Annotated in this window: 16 protein-coding genes and 3 tRNA genes; 12 read left to right on the forward strand and 7 right to left on the reverse strand. The window is 47.6% G+C overall.

Translation table 11 applies throughout. The annotated features are described in order from the left end of the window. Positions 1–22 precede the first annotated feature (22 nt). Entirely contained in the window at positions 23–1,357 is a 1,335-nt protein-coding gene (locus tag ACRRS0_RS01625) for a glutamine synthetase family protein (RefSeq protein ID WP_432454948.1), read from the reverse strand. A 233-nt stretch (positions 1,358–1,590) separates the two neighbouring features. On the opposite strand from ACRRS0_RS01625, the gene ACRRS0_RS01630 reads away from it, so the two are divergent. The 3 genes from ACRRS0_RS01630 (at position 1,591) to ACRRS0_RS01640 (ending at position 5,426) form a co-directional block, all read left to right on the forward strand. Beyond that, the gene (locus ACRRS0_RS01630; RefSeq protein WP_432454947.1) at positions 1,591–2,961 is read left to right on the forward strand and encodes a glutamine synthetase family protein; all 1,371 of its coding nucleotides are present in this window, start codon (positions 1,591–1,593) and stop codon (positions 2,959–2,961) included. Between the two features lie 62 nt (positions 2,962–3,023). Continuing rightward, positions 3,024–4,301, forward strand: a complete 1,278-nt coding sequence (locus ACRRS0_RS01635; protein ID WP_432454946.1) for an NAD(P)/FAD-dependent oxidoreductase — start codon at positions 3,024–3,026, stop codon at positions 4,299–4,301. Between the two features lie 153 nt (positions 4,302–4,454). After that, positions 4,455–5,426: an aldo/keto reductase gene (locus ACRRS0_RS01640; protein ID WP_432454945.1), complete on the forward strand. Its 972-nt coding sequence runs from the start codon at positions 4,455–4,457 to the stop codon at positions 5,424–5,426. 204 nt (positions 5,427–5,630) lie between these two features. Here the strand turns inward: ACRRS0_RS01640 and ACRRS0_RS01645 are convergent, their stop codons facing one another. Both ACRRS0_RS01645 and ACRRS0_RS01650 read right to left on the reverse strand, forming a co-directional pair. After that, positions 5,631–5,768 carry a hypothetical protein gene (locus ACRRS0_RS01645; protein ID WP_432454944.1) on the reverse strand — a complete coding sequence of 46 codons (138 nt, stop codon included), beginning with the start codon at positions 5,766–5,768 and terminating at the stop codon, positions 5,631–5,633. Between the two features lie 146 nt (positions 5,769–5,914). Beyond that, positions 5,915–6,229: a glucose PTS transporter subunit EIIB gene (locus ACRRS0_RS01650; protein WP_432454943.1), complete on the reverse strand. Its 315-nt coding sequence runs from the start codon at positions 6,227–6,229 to the stop codon at positions 5,915–5,917. 278 nt (positions 6,230–6,507) lie between these two features. Here ACRRS0_RS01650 and ACRRS0_RS01655 point away from each other — a divergent pair. Together ACRRS0_RS01655 and ACRRS0_RS01660 are read left to right on the forward strand one after the other, a co-directional pair. Beyond that, positions 6,508–6,584 (forward strand) — tRNA-Arg (locus tag ACRRS0_RS01655). 30 nt (positions 6,585–6,614) lie between these two features. Beyond that, a tRNA-His gene (locus ACRRS0_RS01660) sits at positions 6,615–6,690 on the forward strand. A 74-nt stretch (positions 6,691–6,764) separates the two neighbouring features. On the opposite strand, the gene ACRRS0_RS01665 is transcribed toward ACRRS0_RS01660, so the two are convergent. Next, positions 6,765–6,902 (reverse strand): hypothetical protein, encoded by a 138-nt coding sequence (locus ACRRS0_RS01665; RefSeq protein ID WP_432454942.1) that lies wholly within the window; start codon positions 6,900–6,902, stop codon positions 6,765–6,767. Between the two features lie 257 nt (positions 6,903–7,159). Between ACRRS0_RS01665 and ACRRS0_RS01670 the strand changes: the two genes are divergently transcribed. Beyond that, a tRNA-Pro gene (locus ACRRS0_RS01670) sits at positions 7,160–7,236 on the forward strand. Positions 7,237–7,465: 229 nt separating this feature from the next. After that, positions 7,466–8,263 carry a hypothetical protein gene (locus ACRRS0_RS01675; protein WP_432454941.1) on the forward strand — a complete coding sequence of 266 codons (798 nt, stop codon included), beginning with the start codon at positions 7,466–7,468 and terminating at the stop codon, positions 8,261–8,263. Between the two features lie 14 nt (positions 8,264–8,277). Here ACRRS0_RS01675 and ACRRS0_RS01680 read toward each other — a convergent pair whose 3' ends face one another. Beyond that, positions 8,278–8,589 carry a hypothetical protein gene (locus ACRRS0_RS01680; protein WP_432454940.1) on the reverse strand — a complete coding sequence of 104 codons (312 nt, stop codon included), beginning with the start codon at positions 8,587–8,589 and terminating at the stop codon, positions 8,278–8,280. Between the two features lie 445 nt (positions 8,590–9,034). Here ACRRS0_RS01680 and ACRRS0_RS01685 point away from each other — a divergent pair, with 445 nt between their 5' ends. Beyond that, positions 9,035–10,060, forward strand: coding sequence for a galactose-1-epimerase (locus ACRRS0_RS01685; protein ID WP_432454939.1), 1,026 nt, complete (start codon positions 9,035–9,037; stop codon positions 10,058–10,060). Between the two features lie 94 nt (positions 10,061–10,154). After that, the gene (locus tag ACRRS0_RS01690) at positions 10,155–10,700 is read left to right on the forward strand and encodes a YSC84-related protein (protein WP_432454938.1); all 546 of its coding nucleotides are present in this window, start codon (positions 10,155–10,157) and stop codon (positions 10,698–10,700) included. Positions 10,701–10,855: 155 nt separating this feature from the next. Here ACRRS0_RS01690 and ACRRS0_RS01695 read toward each other — a convergent pair whose 3' ends face one another. Beyond that, positions 10,856–11,467, reverse strand: coding sequence for a LysE/ArgO family amino acid transporter (locus tag ACRRS0_RS01695; RefSeq protein ID WP_432454937.1), 612 nt, complete (start codon positions 11,465–11,467; stop codon positions 10,856–10,858). A 103-nt stretch (positions 11,468–11,570) separates the two neighbouring features. On the opposite strand from ACRRS0_RS01695, the gene ACRRS0_RS01700 reads away from it, so the two are divergent. From ACRRS0_RS01700 to ACRRS0_RS01710, 3 genes are read left to right on the forward strand one after another with little or no spacing between them, the layout of a single operon-like run. Further along, entirely contained in the window at positions 11,571–12,470 is a 900-nt protein-coding gene (locus ACRRS0_RS01700) for a LysR family transcriptional regulator ArgP (RefSeq protein ID WP_432454936.1), read from the forward strand. Positions 12,471–12,520: 50 nt separating this feature from the next. Continuing rightward, positions 12,521–13,666: a glycerate kinase gene (locus ACRRS0_RS01705; RefSeq protein ID WP_432454935.1), complete on the forward strand. Its 1,146-nt coding sequence runs from the start codon at positions 12,521–12,523 to the stop codon at positions 13,664–13,666. 51 nt (positions 13,667–13,717) lie between these two features. Then, positions 13,718–15,643, forward strand: coding sequence for a DNA topoisomerase III (locus ACRRS0_RS01710; RefSeq protein WP_432454934.1), 1,926 nt, complete (start codon positions 13,718–13,720; stop codon positions 15,641–15,643). A 141-nt stretch (positions 15,644–15,784) separates the two neighbouring features. Here ACRRS0_RS01710 and ACRRS0_RS01715 read toward each other — a convergent pair whose 3' ends face one another. Next, positions 15,785–17,953: a methyl-accepting chemotaxis protein gene (locus tag ACRRS0_RS01715; protein WP_432454933.1), complete on the reverse strand. Its 2,169-nt coding sequence runs from the start codon at positions 17,951–17,953 to the stop codon at positions 15,785–15,787. Positions 17,954–18,077 lie beyond the last annotated feature (124 nt).

The raw sequence follows: 18,077 nt of genomic DNA on the forward strand, positions 1-18,077 counted from the left end.
TGTGGCTGATTGAATGAATGGCTTAGACGTTGAGTAATAAAAACTCTCGTTCCCAAGAACTAATAACTTTGAAAAATGTTTGATATTCTTTGCGTTTTACGGCGACATAGCAGCCAATAAAACGCTCTCCCAAAATTTCTTTCAGTTCATCACATTGTTCCAGTTCGACCAGGGCAGCTTCTAAATTCCCTGGCAGAGTGTAGCGGTCTTCACTGACGTCACCGATTTCTTGCGCCGAAGGTTTGAGTTTTTTCTTCATGCCGATATAACCGCAAGCCAAAGTTAAGGCCATGGCTAAATAAGGATTGGCATCGGCGCCAGCAAAGCGGTTTTCGACTCGGCGATTACGCCCTCCGGAGAGTGGCACTCGCAAGCCCACGGTGCGGTTGTCAATCCCCCACTGCAGGTTGATCGGTGCTGAATCGCCAAACATGAGTCGGCGATAACTATTTACGTTGGGCGCATAGAAGGCGATGCTGGCAGGGGTGAACTGTTGTAAACCTGCAATATAACTTAAAAATAAATCGCTGTTGCTACCATCGCTGTTGGCAAATAAGTTATTGCCATTCATATCTTCCAAACTTTGGTGGATATGCATCGCACTGCCAGGTTCTTCTTCCATTGGCTTCGCCATGAAGGTGGCATAGGTATCGTGTTGCAATGCGGCTTCGCGCATGGTGCGTTTAAATAAAAATACTTGGTCACAGGCCAAAACGGGTTCGCCGTGATCGAAATTGATTTCCATTTGTGCGGCACCAGACTCGTGTACCAAGGTGTCCACTTCGATCCCTTGTGCTTCGCAATAGTCATACATATCTTCGAATAAGGGGTCGAATTCGTTTACGGCATCGATGCTAAAGGATTGGCGAGCTGTTTCTGGACGGCCATTACGACCGATTGGTGGTTCAAGAGGATAATCCCAATCGAGATTCTTTTTGACTAAGAAAAACTCTAGTTCGGGGGCGACAATTGGCTTCCAACCTTCTTTTTCATAGAGGGCGAGCACTTTTTTGAGAACCGAACGAGGTGCCATATCGACTAATTCGCCGTTGCTTTTGTAGCAATCATGAATTAACTGAGCGGTAGGCTCTTTGGCCCAAGGAACAAAACGCAGACTATCGCAGTCCGGCTCTAAGCTCATGTCCTTTTCGGTCCAATCAAACAATTCTATATCGTCGTCAGGCCAGTCCCCGGTAACCGTTTGGTAAAAGATCGACTCTGGAAGTCGCATCCCTCCTTCTTTCAGGTATTTATTTGCGGGGATAATTTTCCCTCTTGCATTCCCCGTAATATCGGGAATTAGACACTCAACCTCGGTTATCCGGTTTTCTGCAAACCACTTCCTGACCTTATCCATAATCACCTGTCATCGTCTGTTTAGTAAAACGTGGCAAAAACACTTGCTGTTGGATTTTTGCTCCGTGCTAATAAGATTTGTCATGAAATGGGATGAATGTCAACCTAGTGTTAAATAAAAACTAAATTTATCGGTTTTTATTGCCGATCCAGCAAAAAAGTTTGCATTATAATTAACACTATGGTGTAAATTTAAAAGGTATAAGGGATGCTTTTATCAGGGGACTGTTAATTATGTTGAAACACCAACCGCAAACGCAGCGAATTACGCGGGTTGAACAAGTACAAAAATTTCTTGACGCTCACCCTCGTTTAGAAAGTATCGATTTGATGCTTTCAGATATGAATGGGGTGATCCGTGGTAAGCGTATTGAACCCGCTTCATTGCTGAAGATTGCCAACGAAGGCATGTGCTTACCCGCTTCGGTTTTTGCCTTGGATATTTGTGGGGAAACGGTTGAGGAAACTGGTTTGGGGTTTATGCAGGGAGATGGTGACCGAATATGCCAGTTGCTGCCGCATAGTTTAAGTTTGGTTCCCTGGAAGGAAAACTCAGCACAGGCCTTATTGACGATGTATGAGGTGGATGGTCGCCCATTTTTTGCAGATCCTCGTCAGCTATTAAGTAAAACCCTCGCTGGATTACATCAGCAACAGTGCTATCCCTGTGTTGCTATCGAATGGGAATTCTATCTACTCGACGCGCAAGCCGATACCGAACAGCCGCTCCCCCCGCTGTTACCGTTGTCTCAACAACGAATGGAGCAAACCCAAGTATACTCATTGGATGAATTAGACGAGTTCGCTGCATTTATCAAAGATATTCAAGCCTACTGTCATACCCAAAATATCCCGAGTGATAACGTCATCGCTGAATATGCTCCCGGTCAATTTGAAGTCACTTTGCAGCATCAGACCGATCCTTTGCTGGCTTGTGATCAAGCGATCCTCTTAAAGCGTGCCATTAAGGCGGTGGCCAAAGAACATGGCTATGTGGCAACCTTCATGGCAAAACCCTACGCTGAGCATTCGGGCAATGGTTGCCATGTGCATATCAGTATGTTGGACGACGCAGGGAATAACCGCTTTGCAGAAGACCAGGTTTTGCTGGAGCAGGCTTTAGCCGGACTATTAGAAACTATGCCACAGGCGATTGCCTTGCTGGCCCCTAATGCAAATTCTTATCGTCGCTTTCAACCCGACATGTTTGTTCCATTAAAGGCGACTTGGGGCTGGGATAATCGAACCGTGGCGCTACGCATCCCCTCGGGAACCAAAGCCAATACTCGGATTGAACATCGGGTTTCTGGTGCAGATTGTAATCCGTACATTGTGGTGGCCGCATTATTTGCGGGTATTCAGCACGGCATTGAACAGCAATTGGTTTGTCCTGCGGCAGTTACCGGTGATGCGACCTATGTAGATGCCTGCGAATTACCCACGTCTTGGGAGCAGGCCTTAAAAGTATTTTATCAGTCGACTCTCTGGGACTTGCTGGGAGAAGATTTTAGCCACGTTTACCACGCCAATAAACTCAATGAATGGCAACGTTTTGAGGCACAGGTGACGCCGTTGGAGCAGCAATGGTATCAGCAAATGGTATAAATTCCAGATTCAAGCTGAGGCAAGGATAGCAACGCTTTCGTAATGACATCAAAGGTGAGTAAATGAAACAGCAACATGCTAATTCGTATTATGCGGCGAGTGCAAATTTGCAACTCGATTATCCGCAATTAGCGGGTGATCATCAGGCCGATATTTGCGTTGTCGGTGCCGGTATCACCGGCGCGACTACGGCCCTAGAGTTAGCCGAGAAAGGTTATAAGGTGATCTTACTTGAGGGCGAGCGCGTCGCTTGGGGCGCCTCTGGACGCAGTGGAGGGCAGGCGATTTTTGGATGGGCCGCCGAGCAATCCACCTTGGAAAAAATGATGGGTAAAGACGATGCCAAGAAGATGTGGGATCTGTCGGTCGAATCGCTTGCCGTGACTAAACAAAACATTGCCAAGTATAACATTGATTGTGACTGGCAAGATGGGCAAAGCCATGTCGCGATTAAGCCTCGCCATGTGAAAGAGCTGAAAGCTTGGCAGGCCCAGCTCAGTGATGATTATGGTTACCAGGGCTTGCAATATTGGGAGCAGGAGCAGCTTAAAGAGCAACTGGCGAGTCCGCGCTACTTGGGGGCTTTATTCGATCCTAATAGTGGTCACTTACATCCGCTCAATTATACTCTTGGTTTGGTCAAAGCGGCCGAATTAGCGGGTGTATCAGTTTTCGAGGCGAGTAAAGTCACTAAGATTGAACACGGGACTAAAGTGACCTTAAGTACCGCTCAGGGGAAAGTGACTTGTTCTCATGTGGTGCTTGCCTGCAACGCTTACATGGAAGGTCTGAATAACAAGCTGGAAAGCAGAGTGATGCCCGTGGGTACTTATGTTTGTGCCACCAAACCGCTTGGCGAGGAACGCATTCGTAGCTTGATTAAAAATAATATGGCGGTGTGTGATATTAATTTCGTGCTCGACTATTATCGCTGTTCGGCTGACCACCGGATGTTATTTGGTGGCCGAGTGAGTTATTCCGGAGTGCAGCCACGAAATTTAGCGAAAACCATGAAACAACGCATGGACTGGGTATTTCCGCAGTTGGCTAATGAGCCAGTGGAATTTGCTTGGGGCGGCAATGTCGGCATTACCATCAACCGTGCGCCGCACTTTGGCAAGCTTGCGCCAAATGTGTATTTTGCTCAGGGTTTCTCTGGACATGGTATTGCGGCCACTGGCTTGGCTGGCAAACTTATGGCGGAGTCGATTATGGCAACTTCGGAACGTTTTGATATCTTCGATAAGATCCCGCATATGCCTTTCCCTGGTGGGCGTTTACTGCGCACTCCTGCACTGGTCATGGCGATGACCTACTATCGCTTACGCGATTTATTATAGTGAGCGCTTGAGCGCTGCAGCTTAGCCGCTTGCAGCGCTGACTTTCTCGGCACTCGCCGCGAATTCATGGCTGACACAAAAATCAAGTTTTAGTCTTCAAATACAACAACTATCGCTATAATGAGGCCAATTATTACCCATTAGGATTTGGTTATGGCAGCATTAGCAATTCATCAATTCTTCCCTCAGGCGAGTCAATTAGTTTACGGTTGTATGGGTCTTGGCGGCAGTTGGGATGCTACGCCTTATGGCCCTGAACATCTGGCGCAGGCGCATGCGGCCGTTGATGCCGCCTTAGAAATTGGCATTAACTATTTCGATCATGCCGACATTTACACGCTGGGTAAGGCCGAGCAAGTATTTGGTCAGGTTCTGGCTGAGCGTTCGCAGTTGCGCCAGCAGATTATTTTGCAAACCAAATGTGCGATCCGTTTTGCCGATGAGCAATGGTGTGGGCGTTACGATTGGTCAGCGGATTATATTCGACAAAGCGTCGAAGCATCGCTCAAGCGCCTACAAACTGAATATATCGACGTGTTGATGCTACACCGCCCCGACCCTTTGGCGGAAATGGATGAAGTGGCCGCGATTCTGCAGCAGCTTAAAGAGAGCGGTAAGGTGCGGCAGTTTGCGGTATCGAATATGAGCGGTGCACAAATCGCTTACCTGCAAGCTGCGCTAGGCTTTCCTCTGGTGGCAAATCAGCTGGAGCTGAGTTTAACGAAGTTAGATTGGCTGAATCATAGTGTGGCAGTGAATGATGAGCAGGTCAGAGGCCATAGTTTTACTGCTGGCACCATAGAATATTGCGCTATCAACAAGCTGCAAGTGCAGGCCTGGGGCAGTTTATGTCGCGGTTTATTTAGTGGCGCCGATCTTTCGCAAGCCAGCCAGGCGCAGCGCGATACGGCAGCCTTAGTGCGCCAGTATGCCGAACAATATGGTTGCTCGCCCGAGGCCATGGTTCTTGCTTGGTTAATGCGCCATCCGGCAGCGATTCAGCCTGTGATTGGCAGTACCCATGTGGGGCGGATCCGCGCTTGTGCCGATGCGACTAAGGTTCAGCTGAGTCGTGAACAATGGTATCAACTGTTTGTCACTTCGCGAGGCCAGGCTCTGCCTTAGCCGATTTGCTTGGCTGATATTATTGAAGCAAGGCTGATGAGGCTGCTTGCTTGAGCCGGGCTAATAATTGGTATAAGCCATAAGCGATCGGTAGGCTTAATAGCGCTGTGGAAAGCGGCATGATTAACCAAATCCCCGTCACCCCAAAGTTTGTGGGAAGCAATAGCATGAAGGGGAGTTGGATCACCATGTTGGCTAATGAGATCAGGTTGGCGCGATTTGCTTTATTGATGGCTTGATAAACATGCCGTCTACGATTAGATAAATCCCATTGACGACCATGGCGACGACCGAGGGGATCGAGTAGCGCCAGAACTGCTGGTGGATATTGGACTGAAGCATCAGTTGTTATACCGTGTAATCGTGACCGCCGGTGTGGACTTGGTGGTGTCCTCTTGGATGTTTATGCGACGTTCAAAGGTTTTAAAAGCGAACTCATCATCGGTGTTCAATTTTCGCAGGTATATGCTATTGTTTTTTAAGCTGATTTAGCTTGATTCTGCAACTAATTGTTGCTCCAGTTGCTGCGAATAAGCGTTGGCTTTTAAACCGTAAATAATTTGTAGGTTATTTTGATCGAGGATTACCACGCCGATGGCGCCTTGCATTTTTAATTTGTTTGAGTCCATTAAGCTCATATCTTTGATGCATAGGCGCAAGCGGGTGGTGCAAGCCATGGTCGAGATGATGTTGTTTAAGCCTCCAACGGCTTGAACAATTAATGCAAGTTCTTCATCCAGATTGGGATTGATACTGGTGAGGGTGGAAAGTAATGAACGTATTTTTTGCAACCGTGTTTTCATTCGCTAATCACTCGCTCCGAATTGATGCCTACCCATACAGCAGTTGGTGTGAAGAAAGTGATCGTATCTTAGCTTATTTGATCATCAGGTCATATGTCTCGAGCTATAAAATCAAAGCTTATTCTCTGTCGTTTAGTGAGCATTTCTGCGGTGGTTTCTGGTACGCATAGTCAGGTTTTTTAAAGGATTGGCTAAAAACTCTTCGATTGGCAGTTTTTTTATAAAATGTCTGGACAGAGGGCAGCGAACACCCTAACATACGCCTCCGCCAGCATTGAGCACCCGTAGCTCAGCTGGATAGAGCGTCGCCCTCCGGAGGCGAAGGTCACAGGTTCGACTCCTGTCGGGTGCGCCATTTCGAAGGAAGATGCTCTGGTACTCAGTGGTGGGTATAGCTCAGTTGGTAGAGCCCCGGATTGTGATTCCGGTTGTCGTGGGTTCAAACCCCATTACTCACCCCATTATTTAGGTGTAGCGAATTTCGTTGCGACCGAAACAGGCAAAGTTAAGCCTTGGGATAATTTTCTGAAATTAGCTAAAATAAATGATAGAAAAAGCGCGCTTGGTAGCGCATCGTCGCGAAGCTCATTAAGAGTGGGACCAGAGCTTTGGTTTCTGGTGAAACATCAAGCACAAAATTATCGGTGATTAGCGCAGCTTGGTAGCGCATCATCGCGAAGCTCATTAAGAGTGGGACCAGAGCTTTGGTTTCTGGTTAAACATCAAGCACAAAATTATCGGTGATTAGCGCAGCTTGGTAGCGCATCATCGCGAAGCTCATTAAGAGTGGGACCAGAGCTTTGGTTTCTGGTTAAACATCAAGCACAAAATTATCGGTGATTAGCGCAGCTTGGTAGCGCATCATCGCGAAGCTCATTAAGAGTGGGACCAGAGCTTTGGTTTCTGGTTAAACATCAAGCACAAAATTATCGGTGATTAGCGCAGCTTGGTAGCGCATCTGGTTTGGGACCAGAGGGTCGGGAGTTCGAATCTCTCATCACCGACCACCTTCATAAAAGCCCCGTCAGCAATGACGGGGCTTTTTTGCTAATTACGACAATGTATTCGCATACGGAGGCAAAACCCCTAAACTGTTAACTAGAGGTATGCGAAGCCGCTGCTCATCTTATATAATCTTCACTAAAAATTAGCTACTCATCAAGCATGCATTGTTTGTTCTGTGCCGCAATTATGGTTCTGTGCTACTCGGCGATATCACTGGCGGAGCCTGGTCTTTTGGTAGTTCGCTATCCAGCGCCAGAGGCTGAAAGGGATCACCGCGGTGATTATTTTGTCGATGTTTTGCAGCTTGCTCTCGCGAACACACAAACCAGTCATGGTCCGTTTATCGTGCGCAGTAGCCCAACTAAAATGTTTCAAGAGCGCTCTATACAGCAGTTAAAGGCGAATAAAACCGTTGATGTGATTTGGACCATGAGCTCGCGAGAACGTGAAGCTGAGTTACTACCAATCCGGATCCCCTTGCTGAAGGGCCTGTTGGGCCAGCGTTTACTGATGATCCGCCGTGAAGATCTTGCTCGCTTCGAGAAAATTGATAATTTAAGCCAACTGGCAAGCTTACTTGCCGGGCAAGGACACGGGTGGCCAGACAGTCAAATATTAGCCTATAACAAGTTGCCTGTGGTCGAGGGTGCTACCTACCAAGGCCTGTTTGGGATGCTGGCGCGGCGGCGCTTCGATTATTTTCCTCGGGGCGTTAGTGAAATCGATAGTGAGTTGCAGACTTACTCGGAATTTAATTTTGTTGTCGAGCCAAGGTTACTGCTTAGCTATCGAGCGCCTATCTATTTTTTTGTTAACTCAGGCAATCGCCAACTGGCAGAGCGCATAGAGCAAGGCTTATTGCTAGCGATTGACAATGGCGACTTTGAGCGACTATTTACCAGCTATGGCTATGACAAGTTTGCTGAGCGGCTCAATGAACGTCGGGTATTGAAGCTGGATAACCCGTTTTTACACCCTAAAACCCTAGCCGAGGATAGCCCTCTCTGGTTGCATTTTTCATTGAATTAGCGACTGCTAAGTGGTCAGGGCGCGGCGTAGGCTTCGGCGGTTACGGTGACGCAGTGTTTGGCATAAGCAATGCCCCAGTAAGTTTTATGGTGAATGCTAATATTGGCTAACATCTGAGTATGGGGTTGAGCCTGTTTGGCCTGTTGCAGCGCAAGTTGGGTGCTTGGGCTTTGTTTTATTGGAAACAGGTATAAAGCGTAGGTTTGGCAATGTTCACCATAAGTTGGCCCTAATAATACCAACTGTCGTAGTTCGCCCTGGTAAAAACTGCGCTCAGCAAAAGAGCCATGATTGGCGGTAGAGCAGGCGCTAAGTTGCCCAAGCAAAACTATTGTGAGTATTTTGTTGGCTGTGGAAGAAAGCAGGGTGTTCTCCTTCTTATAAGGTGAATCAGTCGTCGTTTTGAAGGTGATTGTGTTTACGCTGAACCTTATTGTATACCAACCTAAGGGGCGCGACGCAGATTACGATTGTAGAGACACTAAATTTGTCTGAACGTGGCTATATTGCTTGCTTAAAGGCTGATATCAGTGGTGTAGAGATGGCGGGTCGGTAAATGACCGACTCGACGACCTTTGAGTAAGGCGATGTTGCTCACAAAATGATTGCTAAATGATTGATGTTTTTAGAACTATGCTAGCTTTGTTGGTCAAATCCACTATCGTGTCATGATTAGGCGCCTCGGTTCTATTTGCTTCTACAAATAGCGCATCGTAAGTTTCGGGCTGCGTTCACGATTCATTTATTTTAAAAATCATTGAGGAGTTGTATATGTCTTCTAGTCAGAATTCTTTGGGGAAAACGTTTACCCTTAAGAATGCTCAAGGCAGTGTGGCTATCATACTGACATGGGGGGCAACCCTTGCCAGTTTAAAAATCAGGCTCAGTAGCGGAGAGTTAAGGGAAGTGGTGTTAGGTTGTGACAGCCTACAAAATTATCAGCAGCAAGGCGCTTATTTAGGCGCAACTGTGGGGCGCTATGCAAATCGAATTAAGCTGGCAAAAATCAATCATCAGGGTCAATCATATGCGTTAACGGCGAATCAAGGGCCGCATCAGTTACATGGGGCTAACGATTTGAGTCATCGTGATTGGCAGGGTGAGCAGTTGGCTGACAATAAGGCTCGTTTTAGTATTTTTTCGGCCGATGGAGAACAAGGCTACCCGGGTAACATGACCGCACAAGTGACCTACACCCTTGACGAAGAAAATCAGTTGCAACTAGATTACAGCGCTGAAGTCGACCAAGCCTGCCCTGTAAACCTTACTGATCATAGCTATTTTAATCTTAACGCTGAGCAAAGTAATATTTTGCAACATTATTTATTTATTGCCGCTGATTACTATCTTCCTGTGGATGCCGAAGGTATTCCTGTCGATGGCTTAAAAGAGGTGGCTGGTAGTGGTTTTGATTTTCGGCAAGCAAAGTCGATTGCCGCCGATTTGAATAAAGATCCAGATCAGCTGCTGGTTGGAGGCTATGACCATAGCTATTTATTGCAGTCTTCGGTGCGAAAAGAGGGAGGGGCTGTGGCTCGTTTAATTGCTGATGATGGCTCTTTGGCTTTGGAAGTCTATACTAATAAACCAGCAATCCAGTTATATACAGGAAATTTTTTAAGTGGTAACCCGGCACGTAATGGCAAGAGTTATGTTGCGCATAGCGGGGTAGCTTTGGAAACTCAGTTTCTTCCTGATTCGCCTAACCGTTCCGATTGGCCGCATCAAAGCTGTTGGTTAAATGCAGGCGAAAAATATGCTTACCAAACTTGTTATCGACTATATCAACCCAGCTGAATAGCTGTGTGTTGAATAAAAATAAACAGGATGTCGATATACTAGAACATGGTGTATGCTGCTGATTGGTTCATTAGCTTAAAGGTGTTTCAACATGAAGAAGTGGTGGGTAATGTGTATTGGTATATTCGCGCTGAGTTTTCCAGCGATGGCGGATGATTACCAAGCAACTATTCAGGATTTTAAAAAATCCGATAGAACAACTTCATTTTTTAACAATGCCTATGGCTATGCGGTATTTCCAACCATTGGCAAGGGAGGCATTGGCATTGGTGGTGCTTATGGTGAAGGAAAAGTCTATCGCGGTGGTCAAGCAACGGGCACCGTAAAAATGGGCCAAGTTACCATTGGATTTCAACTCGGTGGTCAAGCGTTTAGCCAAATTGTGTTTTTGCAAGACAAGCGAGCGTACGACGAATTTACCAGCGGTAGTTTTGAGTTTGGCGCGCAAGCCAGTGCCGTCGCGCTAACCCTTGGCGCATCGGCGCAAGCGGGTACTTCTGGTACTGGCGCAGCAGCAGGCAGTGAACAAGCCAAGGCCAATTATGTGAGTGGCTATGCGGTGTTTACCTTGGCAAAAGGTGGCTTAATGTATGAAGCGGCTATCGGCGGACAGAAGTTTAGTTTTACGGCAAACTAAGCGCAGCTTATTTATTTGAACTCACGGGCCCAAGGGCCCGTTTTTTATGGTTGCTGTCGGATGTTGTTGCTCAAATTTGCGTAACTTTTCGGCTTTTCAGTGCTCAGAGTACGAAACCAAAACGGAATGCCAAGCGATTATTCTCACGATGCTGTCTACGCAAATACAAACTTAAGCAGGTAGAAAGCCAAGCCAAACATCATTAGGCCGATCAGGCTATTAATCAGCTGCTGGGCACGCGGTTTTGCAAGTATTGGTGCCAGCTTTGCACCGAGTAAGGCGAGGCTGAAGAACCAAGCGAAAGAAGCACTGACCCCGCCAGCAACAAACATCGGGCGTTGCTCTGCGCTGATATTAGCGGCAAATCCACCCAAGATCACAATAGTATCGATATAGACGTGGGGGTTTAAAAAGGTGAAGGCGCAGCAGGCGAGAATGATCGCCTTTAACTCATGTTTTGCTTCGCCCTGATTCAAGCTATCTTCGGCTTGGTAGGCGCTGCGTAAACACTGGTAGCCGTAGACTAGCATGAATACCGCGCCCAAAATGCTAATGCTATAAAGCAGCCAAGGGTAAGCGTTAAAGAGTTGGGCACCGCCCCAAACCCCAAGGCTCATAAAAAAGATGTCGGCAAACGAGCACATAGTGGCCACCAAGATATGATGGCGTCGGCGGATCCCTTGGTTTAATACGAAGGCATTTTGCATGCCGATAGGCATGATCAGGCTGGCCATGAGGGTGAGTCCGGTAAAGTAAGTGCTGAACATGTATTGCCTTGCGTTATTAAAATATTACAGGACTATAACCAGCGCATCTGCTTTAATATAGCTAATAATTTTAATGGATAATTAAAATATCTAATGAGGGTAAATGGCTTCTACTGATTTTGATTACAAGCTGCTAAAAGCTTTGGATGCGGTCGTCTTGGAGCAGAGTTTTGAGCGGGCTGCGCAGCGTCTACACCTCACTCAGTCGGCGGTTTCGCAGCGGATTAAGTTATTGGAAAGTCAGCTGGGGCAACCGTTGTTGATCCGTGCTCAACCCTTACAACCCACGGCTTTAGGTCAACAACTATTAGGCCACTATCAACGAGTATTACAGCTTGAAACCGAATTAAGCCAACAGCTCAAGGTGGACGAGCAGGTTTTTCAGGCTATGCCTTTAGCGGTGAATGCCGATAGCTTGGCCAGTTGGTTAATTCCCGCCTTAAGACCTTTGTTGCAACGTACCCAAATCGAGCTAAATTTATATGTAGAAGATGAATCGCGCACTTGGCAAAGGATGCGTAGTGGCGAAGCGCTCGCCTGTATTACCAGCAAGGCGCAAGCAATCGCTGGAAGTGAAAGCCACTTTTTAGGGTATATGGAATATCTATGTGTGGCGACCCCCGATTTTATTCAACGTTATTTTTCCGATGGGGTTGATCAGCGTAGCCTTAGTCAGGCTCCAGCCATGTCTTTTGATCAACATGACGATATGCATATCCAGTTTTTGTTAGAGCACTTTGCTTTGCATCCAGGACAATATCCTTGCCATACGGTGCGTTCGTCGGAAGCGTTTATCGAGCTAGCACTGGCTGGTGGTGCCTATAGTTTGAATCCGCGCTTGCAGATGGAGCAACACCTTGCGGCGGGGCGTTTAGTCAACATTTTGCCCGACTTTCAGCTTAGGGTGCCGCTATACTGGCATCATTGGCAATTAGCGGGTAAGTTAATGAGACAGCTAAGTGAACAGATCCGTGCCTACACTCAGACTTGTTTACCACAATAGGCTTAGAGACTGGGTTTGAGCATTAATTTGTAACTGAACAAGGAAAGCCGATGAAGATAGTAATTGCGCCTGATTCGTTTAAAGAAAGCCTGAGTGCCATGGAAGCGGCAGAGCTGATTGAGCAAGGTTTTAAAGAGATTTTCCCTAATGCCGACTATCTGAAAGTGCCGCTTGCCGATGGTGGCGAAGGCACCGTGCAGGCGATGGTTGATGCCACAGGCGGACAAATCATGCCAGTTTTGGTGTCGGGTCCGCGTGGCAATCCGGTTGAGGCTTTCTTTGGCGTATTGGGTGATAAGCAGACCGCAGTGATTGAGATGGCTGCAGCCTCGGGTCTGCATCTGGTGGATCATGCGCTGCGTGACCCACGTAAGACTTCCAGCTATGGTACTGGAGAGCTGATTAGCGCCGCCCTCGATGCTGGTGCTACCAAGTTGATTATTGGTTTGGGTGGTAGTGCCACAAACGACGCTGGGGTGGGCATGCTACAAGCTTTGGGCGCTAATTTTCGCGACCGTTTTAACAAACCCTTAAAGCGTGGTGGTGGTGAGCTGATTGATCTCGCCAGCATCGACATTTCTGGTCTCGATCCCCGTTTGGCTAAGGTTGAAATAGAGGTGGCCTGTGATGTCGATAATCCACTCTGTGGTGAACATGGCGCCAGTGCTATTTTTGGCCCGCAGAAAGGTGCAACGCCAGAGGTTGTCAAGCAGCTTGATGCCGCCTTAGGTCGTTTTGCGGCAGTGGTGTTTAGTGAGTTTGGCATCGATATTATGCACACCGCTGGTAGTGGCGCTGCAGGCGGTATGGGGGCGGGATTGTTGGCCTTTATGCAAGCTCAGCTGCGTCCAGGGGTACAAATCGTGACCGAAGCTGTGGACTTAGCCAGTGCCATGGAAGGTGCTGATTTATTGATTACCGGTGAGGGGCGGATCGACAGTCAAACCATCGCGGGTAAAACCCCCTATGGTGCGGCGCAAATTGCGATGCAGTACCAGGTGCCGGTGATCGCCTTGGCTGGCGCGATGCTGCCCGGCTACGAAGTGGTGCATGAACATGGTATTAATGCGGTATTTTCCATCGTTCCGGGTACTTGTAGTTTGCCACAAGCACTTGCCGAGGCGGAATCCAACCTCTATGTATCTGCTCGTAACGTGGCTGCGACGCTGAGGCTGAGTCAACAAATGTTTGGCTAAGTGGCTAGTATTGGCTACAATAACTGTATAAACAAACAGGTATTGTAGCCCTTGCGTCTCTATATTGCAGAAAAACCCAGCCTCGCCCGCGCGATTGCTGCGGTATTACCCAAGCCTCAGCAAAAGCTAAATGGTTATATTCAGCTCGCCAACGGCGATTGTGTGACTTGGTGTATTGGCCATTTGTTGGAACAGGCAGAACCGGAGCACTACGATGCTCGTTTTAAGCAATGGCGTTTGGAGCATTTACCAATCTTTCCCGAGCAGTGGCACTGGCAAGCGAAATCGAAAACGGCGGCGCAACTGCGAGTGATTAAGGGCTTGATTAAACAGGCTAGTGAGTTGGTGCATGCTGGTGACCCCGATCGTGAAGGTCAGTTGTTGGTGGATTTAGTCATTGAGCACTGTAAGGCGAAGGTGGCTCTGAAGAAGTCCTGCCAGCGTTTACTGTTAAGCGACTTAAACCCTGCTGCGGTGAGTCGTGCCTTGAAACAACTAAAATTAAATCAAGAATTTGCCGCGCTCTCGACCTCGGCCTTAGCCCGTTCACGCGCCGATTGGTTGTATGGCATTAACTTAACTCGTGCCTATACCTTAAAAGGGCAACAGCAGGGCTACGGCGGGGTGCTGTCGGTGGGTCGAGTGCAAACTCCAATTTTAGGTTTGGTGGTGAGGCGTGATCAGGAAATTGCAAATTTTGTGAGTCGTCCTTTTTATCAAGTGGAGGCGAAGCTGCGCACCGAAAGCGGTGAGTTATTCAGCGCCTTTTGGCAGCCCAGCGAAGCCTGCAAACCCTATCAAGACGAAGAAGGACGTGTGCTCAGTCGTCCCCTTGCCGAGCACGTGGCGAAGCGGATCTGCGCTCAGGCTGCCTTCTTGCAAAGTTTAAAGCAGCAAGATAAACAACAAGCGCCGCCCTTGCCTTACAATCTTTCAAGTTTACAGATCGACGCCGCGAAGCGTTACGGCTATAGCGCTAAACAAGTTCTCGATATCTGTCAAAACTTATATGAACGGCATACGCTGATTACTTATCCTCGCTCCGATAGCCGCTATTTACCCAAGCAACATCATGCTGACGCGCCCAAGGTATTGGCGGCGATTAAAAATAATAGCAGTGACTTGGCCGATGCGGTTGACGATGCGGTGCCTCGTCGTCAAAGCAAAGCCTGGAATGACGCCAAGGTGGATGCGCATCACGCCATCATTCCCACCGAAAAGCGCTATCTGGCGCAAAATCTTGGCGAGGCAGAGCGACGGGTATATCAATTGATTGCGCGTCAATATATTGCTCAGTTTTACCCTCACTATCGTTATGCCCATAGCGAAGCGCTGATTCAGATTGCTGATGGGATGTTTAAAGCCAGCGCCAATCAGCTGTTAGAGCTTGGTTGGAAGAGTCTCTTTCCCAAGAAAAAAAATACTGAAGATGAGCCGTTATTACCGCCCTTAACTCAGGGGCAAGCGCTGCACTGTATCGAGGGTGTGGTGCTCGATAAACAAACGCAGCCGCCTAAGGCTTACACTGATGCTAGCCTACTGGCGGCGATGACTGGAATTGCGCGGTATGTGCAAGATCCGGCCTTAAAAGCAGTGCTCAAAGAAACCGATGGTTTAGGTACCGAAGCGACTCGGGCGGGAATTATTGAACTGTTATTTAAGCGCGGTTTTTTACAGCGTCAGGCTAAACAAATTCATGCCAGCGACAGTGGCAAGGCTCTGGTTATGGCTTTGCCTGAGTTATGTACCTGGCCGGATATGACAGCTCATTGGGAAATGCAGCTCAATGGTATTAGCCAACGTAATCAAAGTTATCAGGGCTTTATGCAAGGTATGCAAGCGCAGTTAAGTGATTTGGTTAAGCACAGTGCCAGCATTAATGCGCAAGCCTTTGTCGGCTTAGTCAAACCCGCAGCTAAAGGAGCGGCTAGAAGGGGAAAGCGAAGCCATTACCGGAAGAAGGTGGCGGCAAAATGAGTTTACAATTGGGCTCTTGTTACACTGATGGTGATGTGAAAACTAGCTCTTTCGTGGAGGATGTTAGCTTGTGGGAGCTTTGTTTGGCAAATAAAATGGCCAATACTGATGGTTGGCCATTTTATTCTCTTACACCATAAATTAAGACTTGAGTTTAAATTGCTGAATTAGATTATTCAGTTCTCGAGATTCGCTAGAGAGTTCGTTGGATGCATTGGCACAACTCTCCGAATTATTGCTATTTTGATGGGTTACCTCGTCGATTTGATTAATCCCCAGACTGACTTGCTCGGCGCCTGAGGCCTGCTCGTTGGCCGCTTGGGCAATTTCATTCACCAATACCGCCACTTCGCCAGCATCTTTTACAATTGCATCTAAGGCGCTGCCAGTTTGATGAGACAGTTCAATCCCGCGCTGGGTGTGTTTGGCTGAAGTATCGATTAATATCGCGGTTTGCTGTACCGCTTCGGCACTGCGTGCGGCCAGCTGACGCACTTCGTCTGCGACCACCGCAAATCCTCGTCCCTGCTCGCCCGCTCGCGCAGCTTCAATGGCCGCATTTAAGGCCAGCAAATTGGTTTGTTCTGCAATTGACTCAATGGTGTCGATGATGTTGTTGATCTCATTGCCTGAGTTTTCGATGTCTTTCATGGCACCTTGTAGCTCGGTCATCAGTTGGTTGCCAGAGCTGGCTGAGTTAACCGATTGCACTGACAGTTGATTGGCTCGGTCCGCGTTGCCTGAACTTTGACGGATTTGAGCAGCAATTTCGGTGATTGTGGCGCTAATTTCGGTGACCGCAGAGGCGGATTGTGTAGCGCCACTGGCTAAATCATGACTCAGATCTGAAACTTTACCGGCATTGTCGCCAATGACTTCAGAACGTTGTCGGATCTGACCTACCAGTTGGTTCAGGTCACCGACCATTTGCACTAAAGCCTTACCTAATTGGTCTTGCTCAGAAGCGAGTGTGACCTCGAGATCTAAGTCACCTTTGGCAATTCGCTCAGCGATTACCACCTGGTGTTGCAAACTATCGGCCATGTTATCTAGGGCCATCGACAGCTGGCCAGTTTCATCGGCACTGTTAAAATTTAAGCGCTGCTTAAAGTTACCTTTGGCAATCGACTGAGCCATTTCAACGGCTTTTAAGATCGGTTGAGTCAATTTTTTCGCCATAGCAATCAGGACGAAGATGGCAAGTAGTGAAATGATTAAACCCGCGCCGACTTGCCAATTTATATCGCTGAGGTTGTTATCGGAAAGCGTTTTGGATAGCGCATGAACCTCGGCCAACACCAAGTCTTTGTCGATGGTGATTACGATAGCCCATTGAACGCCAGTTTGGCCTAAGGTAATCGGCGCATAGACTTGTAAGCTATTATCCGCTTCGATTGTATTAATGGTTAACTTACCGGATTGGATGGTTGAGATAACTTGTTGGCTATTCAGGCCTGAAACATTGGAGATCGATTGACCAACGTACTTTGGCTGACGACTGTTGGCAATAAATAAGCCCTGTGCGGAAATAATCGAAACCTTGGAATTTCCTTGATAAATCTGTTTGGAGACTTGTTCGCTAAGCTGTTGCACAAAGCTCAAGTCGTAGTCTGCGCCAACTACGCCAAGAAATTGGCCATTAGCGCTGATTGGTACCGACAGCGTCGCGAGCCAGATATTTTTGCCCTGTACGATGTAAGGTAATGGTGCGGTGACCGTTTCATGGCGTTGATTTTTGGGCACCTGATACCAAGCGCCTTTGACGACGCCATTAGGATGTTGGGCTAGCGAATCGTATTCAACCAAGGATTGAATCTCAGTTTTGCCAGAATGATCACGGGTCCAATAAGGGGTGAAGCGTCCGGTTTGAGCGTTGTTACCGTCTTCCCCATTTTTAAATAACTGATCGTTTCCATCAAATGCATCGGGCTCCCAGCAACTATAAGTACCATTTAAGTCGGGGTTACTTTTTAAGACTTCCAATAATATGTCGTTAAATACGGGGCGATCTATGGTGGTGGTGTGATGAGACATATCATCGGATTTGGCGGCAGAGGCGGCGTTCGCTAAAGCTCTAGCTGCGCTTAATCCTTCTTCTAAGCGGCGGCTGACTGATTCTGCATAGTTTGATGCCGTTGCGCCGAGCTGCTTTAGGGCGGCATCTTCCACTAAGGCTGAGACTTTTTTTGATACTAATTGCTGAGATGAAGATGCTGAATAGACACTCAGTGCGACTAAGATCCCTGCCGAGATTAATAAGCAGGAACCAGCAACGAGTGCAATTTTTGATTGAATCGATTGTAATTTCATAAAAAAATAGCCTATATCCATGATCAATAATAAACCGAATATGCGAGCGGTTTAATCCATTTAATTAAAGCTGTGGGCTTTAAGCCTATTGGTCTTTCGAGATCCATTTTTGTTCGAGATAAGA

This window comes from Agarivorans sp. QJM3NY_29 (assembly GCF_050870835.2).
Taxonomy (GTDB): Bacteria; Pseudomonadota; Gammaproteobacteria; order Enterobacterales; family Celerinatantimonadaceae; genus Agarivorans.

What these genes read in the sequence shown, in the direction of transcription:
- ACRRS0_RS01625 (WP_432454948.1), bottom strand. Translation starts at nt 1,357, where the DNA reads ATGGATAAGGTCAGGAAGTGGTTTGCAGAAAACCGGATAACCGAGGTT.
- ACRRS0_RS01630 (WP_432454947.1), top strand. Translation starts at nt 1,591, where the DNA reads ATGTTGAAACACCAACCGCAAACGCAGCGAATTACGCGGGTTGAACAA.
- ACRRS0_RS01635 (WP_432454946.1), top strand. Translation starts at nt 3,024, where the DNA reads ATGAAACAGCAACATGCTAATTCGTATTATGCGGCGAGTGCAAATTTG.
- ACRRS0_RS01640 (WP_432454945.1), top strand. Translation starts at nt 4,455, where the DNA reads ATGGCAGCATTAGCAATTCATCAATTCTTCCCTCAGGCGAGTCAATTA.
- ACRRS0_RS01645 (WP_432454944.1), bottom strand. Translation starts at nt 5,768, where the DNA reads ATGCTTCAGTCCAATATCCACCAGCAGTTCTGGCGCTACTCGATCCCC.
- ACRRS0_RS01650 (WP_432454943.1), bottom strand. Translation starts at nt 6,229, where the DNA reads ATGAAAACACGGTTGCAAAAAATACGTTCATTACTTTCCACCCTCACC.
- ACRRS0_RS01665 (WP_432454942.1), bottom strand. Translation starts at nt 6,902, where the DNA reads ATGATGCGCTACCAAGCTGCGCTAATCACCGATAATTTTGTGCTTGAT.
- ACRRS0_RS01685 (WP_432454939.1), top strand. Translation starts at nt 9,035, where the DNA reads ATGTCTTCTAGTCAGAATTCTTTGGGGAAAACGTTTACCCTTAAGAAT.
- ACRRS0_RS01690 (WP_432454938.1), top strand. Translation starts at nt 10,155, where the DNA reads ATGAAGAAGTGGTGGGTAATGTGTATTGGTATATTCGCGCTGAGTTTT.
- ACRRS0_RS01695 (WP_432454937.1), bottom strand. Translation starts at nt 11,467, where the DNA reads ATGTTCAGCACTTACTTTACCGGACTCACCCTCATGGCCAGCCTGATC.
- ACRRS0_RS01700 (WP_432454936.1), top strand. Translation starts at nt 11,571, where the DNA reads ATGGCTTCTACTGATTTTGATTACAAGCTGCTAAAAGCTTTGGATGCG.
- ACRRS0_RS01705 (WP_432454935.1), top strand. Translation starts at nt 12,521, where the DNA reads ATGAAGATAGTAATTGCGCCTGATTCGTTTAAAGAAAGCCTGAGTGCC.
- ACRRS0_RS01715 (WP_432454933.1), bottom strand. Translation starts at nt 17,953, where the DNA reads ATGAAATTACAATCGATTCAATCAAAAATTGCACTCGTTGCTGGTTCC.